Origin of the sequence: Bacillus cereus group sp. N24 (genome assembly GCF_016483345.1) — a bacterium.
Classification (GTDB): Bacteria; Bacillota; Bacilli; order Bacillales; family Bacillaceae_G; genus Bacillus_A; species Bacillus_A toyonensis.
The window spans coordinates 1-7014 of sequence record NZ_JAEHCA010000063.1; the positions used below are offsets into that span (position 1 = coordinate 1).

Genomic DNA, 7014 nt, shown 5'->3' on the forward strand with positions numbered 1-7014 from the left:
TCTTACTGTTCCTGCTGTTTGACTTCCTTCACTTGCTCCTTGCCTTACTGTTCCTGGTGTTTGACCTCCTTCACTTGCTCCATTTGATTTTCCAGCTTCTTTCATTTCATCTTGAAGACTTGTTGTTCCCGATTCTTGCCCATTCGCTATCCCTGGGTTTTCGTTCCCCCCTTTTTTCATGTCTTCTTGAATAGATGGCGTACCACCATTCTTTTTATCTTTTTCCTTATTTAAGTTACCTTTTTCTTTTTCCTTATTTGCTACATCATTTACATTTGCTTTCTTCTCACCAGCTTTTTTCATTTGATCTTGCAATGAATCTTTATTTTCAGATTCATTTCCATTTTTCAAGCCACTTATGAGACCAGCAATGCCACCTGTTGCCATTGCTGCCGCACTTGCTGTTTTAGCTGTTGCAACACCAGTTCCTTCCGCTGCACCTTTCGCCCCTTTTCCAATCATATTTCCTAGACCCTTCATTGGTTTGGAATTTGCCAGACCAGCAATTCCTTTACCAAGTGCGTAACCACCTACTAACATGCCCCAACTGCTTTTTAATCCAATATCTATACCGAATAACCTTTCTACGACTGCCGGGCCATCTAGAACTGCCATACTAAATGCGGCTAATGCAATAAGATACGGCACACCACTTAATTTATCATGGAGAAACGTTGTTCCCATTATATATAGCTTCAAAGAAAGGAATATCATAATTGTTGCTATAAATATATTGAGGATATTAGATAATACAGCTTTTAACTTTTGACCATTCGCAACATCGGCTGGTGCTAATATGTTCGCTAACAAATAGTTAAATGCCAATTCATAAAATAATCTAGCTAACTTAATACTTACTAACAACAAAGTTAATCCTGTTATCAGTAAAGTAAAGAATATGTTCCAAAAATTCCAATGCCAGCGGTAATACTTTTCTGGAAAGAAATCAAACCATCCATCTTTTAATTCAGCTAAAGATGCGACTCCCATCCCATCCATTACCCTTTTATACTTAAGAATATCTTGACCACCCTCAGATAATTCCTTATCCTTCGCAAATTCAAAATCTTTATCTATCTTTTCAGTAATATCAATTTGTCTAATGCTTTTTTCCGGAATATTATTTTTCGGATTCATATCTTCTTTCTTTTTCCATCCATTTTGATCTATCACTGCAACATCCGTTATATTCTTCTTAATAATTTCATCACTTAAAGAACCCTTTTGTTCAGATTTCACAACCGCTATGGCATCATCGGTGAACTTATCGACCTTTGTCATACCAGTACTTAATAAACAAAGTACACTCAATGTTATGAAAATATTGATGATAATTTGAGAACGATTCATTTGTTTGTTCATAATAAACATGTAGCCAATATATAAAAACGAAATGGCTAAAAGAACGACAAACAATGGATATAACATATCAACAAAATTTTGTATTTCCGGTGAATTAAAGAATCCTTTAATCCCCAAAATGGCATCTGTCACACCTTCTAAAGCATCTACAACTAAAGATAAGCCTACAATTAAGAACCATCCTAGCCAACGCAATACATAATTCACGATGTCTCCCACTTGAAGATAATCCGAGAACGATTCTAAAACCTTTAAAATCTCTTCATCTTTCACTATTTACCCTCCTCTCATGTTTGCTATTGTCCCAATACTTCTTTTGCTGTCCAATTCACTCTCTCATTTAGTCTGTCGATACGAATAATCAATTTTCCTTTTTGTTCCCGATCTACTGAAAGGAAAAGAACCGCATCTTCTAAACCAAGAATGATCTCATTTTCTTCTGTTACAAATGGCGAGTAACTATCTAAAATCAATTGCATTTTATCCGTGATTGTCGGTACACCCATTCCCTCTTCCTCCTTTATATTTGGATTCAAAAAAGCACTCAATCATTTGAGTGCTTTCTAACTTGTTACTTGTTTTTTTTCTTCTAAGTCACGCAAGATTCGATTAATCTTGTTTTCGACTGCTTGATAAACACTTTTGTCGATATGGTCATTGTGAGCTAACATTTGAAATTCACTGTAAAACTCGCCCATTTCTTGATTTTCAACCTCATCTATTACTTTCCCTAACTGTGCTAAAAAGAACTTATCAACCAATTTCAAAACCGCTAAATCAGATTCAAAAAATTCATTAACCGTTTTTTCTTTCCAATTTTCAATGGTGAGGGAATCAAACGGGCTATCTTCCTGCTGAAACGCCTCTTCCGGAATCTCTTCATCAATTCCCATCATTGTTGGTTCTTCTACTGGCTGCGGTGTCTCTATTTGGGAAGAAGCTTCTTGTTCTTGTACTTGTTCTGGTTCTGATGTTTTTTTCTCAATTTGTTTTGCTTTTCTCTTTCCTAGAAAATCTACAATAAGTGATTTTGGATTTACATCATCATGTAGAGAATCAATATCTATATCTAAAATAGATTTATCTGTATCGAACTCTACTCCTAAGTACTCCCATCTGTATTTTAAGGCTGTTTCCCCCGTATTATAAATCGGGCGAGGTCTGATCCTTTTTCTGTTATTATCCTGACGTTTTATGACACGAATAACGGCACTTTCTCCTTCTTTAAAATTCATAAGTTCATTTGCTGTTAACAGTGGTCGTTGATCTAGACTTTCCGTTTTATTTTTATCAGTAGAAAGACCTTTTCCGCTTCGGGAAGGTAGGTTAATCGTCTGATTCCCTAGTTTTTTGGACACTTTTTCAGCGGTTTCTTGATCGTTCGTTAGAATGTAAATTGTATTCCCACAGTTTCCATCAATCGTATCTGCATCCTCACCATACTTATTTTTCAATTGTGCATATGCCTGGATTACAAGGTTAAAGCGAACATTTCTACCAAGACAGACCGTAATAATATTCGCCATTCCTTCGATACTCGGCATGTTGCCAAACTCATCTAAGATAAAAACCACCTCACGGTGACATTTCCCACCACGGGCAAGGGATGCACCTTTGGCTAATATAAAATAGAGTTGTCTTACAAATATAGAAGCTATCACATGATTCGAAGAATCAAAGTCTGGTGTAATCATAAAAATAGCCACTGGTTTATCGAAATAATCCACTGTTATTACTTGTATATCTTCATTGTCTTCTATTACTTTAAATTCTGTATGCCCCGTTTTTTCATCTATTTTTGTAATAGAAATAGATGTTTTCGTTTGAGGATTTACCTTTTCAATACATTGAATGGTATCTCCAACTTGTATTACTTGTTTAAAATCTAATGCAAAACGTCCTGTAATATCTGCTTTAATAGACTCCTTTGAGCCATCTGGAAATACAATTTCCACTCGTTTTCTAGGTGTTACTTTTCCTTTTATCGTTTTTCCAAAACCGACACGTTTTAAATCCACACTATTCTTTGCTGTCATTTTAGCGATTTCATCAAATGTAAAAATAGAAAGTCCGTTCATGGTTTGGGTGAAAATCCCGCCTCGTGTCGTTCCTTTTGAGAAGTTTGAGGTTGCATACTGCATTTTCGCAACACTATCCGTTGGTAAGCCTTCAAAGTAAAAATCTAATGCATTTTGTGGATCGGCTTTCGGATCTACGATTATCTCTTTTGAACCAAGTTCTGATAACATATTTGCAACTGCATACATTGTAATTTTTTCTTCTGCACCTTCCGCAATACATTTATCTGTAACGGCTAATATCATGGCATTACACAAGCTCATAGCGCACTGTTGCCAAAAAGGATCTTTTACAGTTGGGTTGTAATACAAAGTGTGTGAGAGTGTTTTGCATAATGCTTGGGCTGTTGAATAATCTCCATCTTTATAGGCATCTTTGACAAGCTGCAATAAGTTATAGCTCATAGAATCGAGTGGGTTTAACAAATTCAAGACTTCAATGTGATACCCTCGTTTTTCCAACGTTTCTTTTGAGGCACTAAATAGCTCGCCCTTGGGGTCGTTCAGTATTAATGATGGTTTATGTTCTGCTCTAGAATAGACATCAATTGTAGGAAATACATAAGTTTCCCCTTTACCAGAGCGAGTTGTACCAATGATTAAATTGTTTACCGGGCTATCATCAATAAATACCTTGTCACCTAATCGGGAGATAACAACACCACCGCCACCTTTAAATGTTTCCTCTCGATCTGGTACAGCTCGGTACTGCTTTTTCAGCTCTTCAACTGTTGTAAAACGACTAGATCCTTTCTCATGATTATTTAAGTTTTTAAAGGAAGATTTCAATTTGTACACTGTTCTCGCTATAGTTCCAATCACTACAAGGAAAACAAGCAAGTAGTATATTGGATGCTCTGCAATTGGCATCCGAAAAAGAAATCCTATCTCCATATGAAACGGTTTGGGATGTAATAAATCACTAAAAGTTGTTTCTATCAGCTCTAAGGATAAGTTGAGTAAAAAATTAGCGATCAATAACATTCCAACAAACAAAAAAGCACTCAATGGAATGAGTACTTCTTTTTCAGCTAATTTATATTTGATTGATATCTTTTCACTATACATATCAAAGCATCACCTCTATTCAATCTAGCCACACGTATTACTTCTTTAAGCCAAATCCCGAATCATAATTATATTTTTCATACTCTGTTATTTTATCGAAATCCTTCGTTACATCTAAAGATATGATATATCCAAATTTCTTAGTAATTTGGGCATCTGATGGCATGTTTTGAAAACTTGCTATTACTTTTATGTCGGAATCCTTCATCTGCTGAAGAAAGCATATAAAGTCTTCCTGACGTAAATAATTGGTTTCATCTACAATTACATATTCAAATTGTTTAGCTATATTTATCACATCTTCTGTAATTTTAAAATTCCCATACCCTTCATTCGATTCACACTCCAAGTGTTGTAAAGTCACATGATCCTCCTTCCCGAATACTTCGTCTTCATATTCCCTCAGTGGATCTAACACTAAAACTTTTGATAAACTTAAAGCCATTTTCTTCAATTCCCTCGTTTTCCCTGTTCCCACTCGACCTACCACCATTAAACTTTTATCTAGACTTGAAATTTGTACTAAATTTGCACTATTAACAAACATCTATATGACTCCTTTCAGTAAAAAAATTAGATTACATGTATTTTCAAATTAAAAAGGCACTCTTTTTATGAGTACCTTTTTGACAAACTTCTAAATTTCATAACCTTTAGTTTCTTTTATTTACACAACAAGATTTCCATAGCATTATATGTCTCTACCAAACGATTCCAACCAGCTTCCTTATGTGTTCTATCTTTTCGGCAAATGATTCTTTTACATACAAGAGCCATATCATTAGGTAAATCCTGCAACATACTAGCTGTTAATGGTGTTGAAATTAGCAAACTTCCATATTCAGATGGTGTAAATTTTGTACCAAAACAATTAAGATGGTGATATTTTAATTTTTCAGTAATACAATTGGCTTCCTCCTTATCTTTTTGTGCTTTCAAAACAATATAAAATGTATTTTCTAAAAGTGTTTCATCAACATTTTTTACAGAACTTACACTCATTGTTATTCCAATGTTATAACCCCGAAATGTAGCGAAACATTCAGCTATGTTATTAGAATAATAACTATCAGCATTCATAAGAAAGAGATGAAACCTTCTTTTTGCTTTATCATCATTACTCAAACGAATTTGACACATAACTTGATATACGAGTTCTTTGATTTTGTTCTGATGTTCTGTCAATTCCCTATACCTTCGATCGTACACTGTGAATACTTCTTGTTTAAAGTGGATATGAACAAAGTGTTTTCCATTATCTTGTGTCGTCAAAATATGATTAATTCTATCCAACAAGCCTTCTTCCATAAGGTCATATCGCCATATCTTGTATCCTTGTTTTTCCTTATATTCATCCAAACCCTTATACGCATAAGGGTTTGCCAATTCATTATTTACATCAAACACAAATATATTCTTATTTTCTTCAAAAAGAATATTAGGAACAGTAACAGTAAGATCTTTCGCTGTTCCTGGTGAACCAACTACCAAAGTATTTACATTACTTAATTCACTTTCCTGAAGTTCCTCTATTTCTACTTCAATAATTTTTTCAGCTTTTCCTAACTTCAACATACTATCGCTCCCTTTCTTATTATTAAACTTTATATATTTACACAATGGTATTGGATTGAGATTGAGATTGAGGGTCCTTTTCTTGCTGGTTTTGTTCCGGCTTCTGCTCTGGTTGCTCTGGCTCTGTTGGTTTCTCTGGTTCTGTTGGTTTTTCTGGTTCTGTTGGTTTACCTGGCTCTGTTGGTTTACCTGGCTCTGTTGGTTTTTCTGGATCTGTTGGCTTCTCTGGTTCTGTTGGTTTACCTGGATCTGTTGGTTTTTCTGGATTTGTTGGTTTTTCCGTCTCTATAGGTGGCTTTGGTTTTTCTGTCCCTGTATTTTCCGTATTACCATTCTCACCTTCCGTTATAATTGGTAGGGTCACAATTGCGTCTGGTTTCTTCTCTGGTGGAAGAATATCTCCTATACTCGCTACTGAAGAATCAATATTTTGATCGCCAAATGCAAAATGATCTCCATTCACGGTGACTTGTGGCTTATTATCTGTAATGGCTGCAATCACATTATCTTTTGTTGTATCTTGAATTGATTTATCTGTCGTTACTTTATCAAAGAGTGCTAGAACACGAGAAGTGGTGTCATCCCCATTTTGAAGATTACTTACAATAGATTTTTCTTTAAAATTAATTTTTGATTTATCCAGCTCTTCGAGTACATAAGCAACTTCATTATCCTTACTTTGAATTGCATTCTCTGTAATTGCTTCAAAATCATGTTTGTTCAGATCTTCTTTCTTTTCATCCGGCTTATTCTTATCTACCTTTTTTGTAATAGCTGTTTTACTTTTTGATGATTCCTTACTTCCAAACCAACTGCACCCTGTCGTACTCAATATCAACGAACCACCAAGAAATACAATTCCCATTTTTTTGTACAGATTCTCATAATTTAAAGGCATGTTATTCTCTCCCCCTTAGATGTTCTGTAGATC

Annotated in this window: 6 protein-coding genes; all 6 read right to left on the reverse strand. The window is 34.9% G+C overall.

The features are described 5' to 3' along the window. The coding region (locus tag JDS95_RS30180) for a pLS20_p028 family conjugation system transmembrane protein (RefSeq protein ID WP_199691028.1) at positions 1–1635 on the reverse strand (1635 nt) is incomplete at its 3' end. Positions 1636–1658: 23 nt separating this feature from the next. Next, a complete protein-coding gene (locus tag JDS95_RS30185) occupies positions 1659–1868 on the reverse strand; it encodes a hypothetical protein (RefSeq protein WP_048567227.1) in 210 nt (69 codons plus the stop codon). Between the two features lie 57 nt (positions 1869–1925). Then, on the reverse strand, positions 1926–4508 hold the full coding sequence (locus tag JDS95_RS30190; RefSeq protein ID WP_199691029.1) for a VirD4-like conjugal transfer protein, CD1115 family: 2583 nt from the start codon (positions 4506–4508) through the stop codon (positions 1926–1928). A gap of 37 nt (positions 4509–4545) precedes the next feature. Further along, complete coding sequence (locus JDS95_RS30195; protein ID WP_199691030.1) at positions 4546–5055, reverse strand: hypothetical protein; 510 nt, start codon at positions 5053–5055, stop codon at positions 4546–4548. A 116-nt stretch (positions 5056–5171) separates the two neighbouring features. Further along, entirely contained in the window at positions 5172–6083 is a 912-nt protein-coding gene (locus JDS95_RS30200; RefSeq protein WP_199691031.1) for a type IV secretory system conjugative DNA transfer family protein, read from the reverse strand. A 37-nt stretch (positions 6084–6120) separates the two neighbouring features. Continuing rightward, on the reverse strand, positions 6121–6981 hold the full coding sequence (locus tag JDS95_RS31440) for a hemagglutinin (protein ID WP_242474211.1): 861 nt from the start codon (positions 6979–6981) through the stop codon (positions 6121–6123). Positions 6982–7014 lie beyond the last annotated feature (33 nt).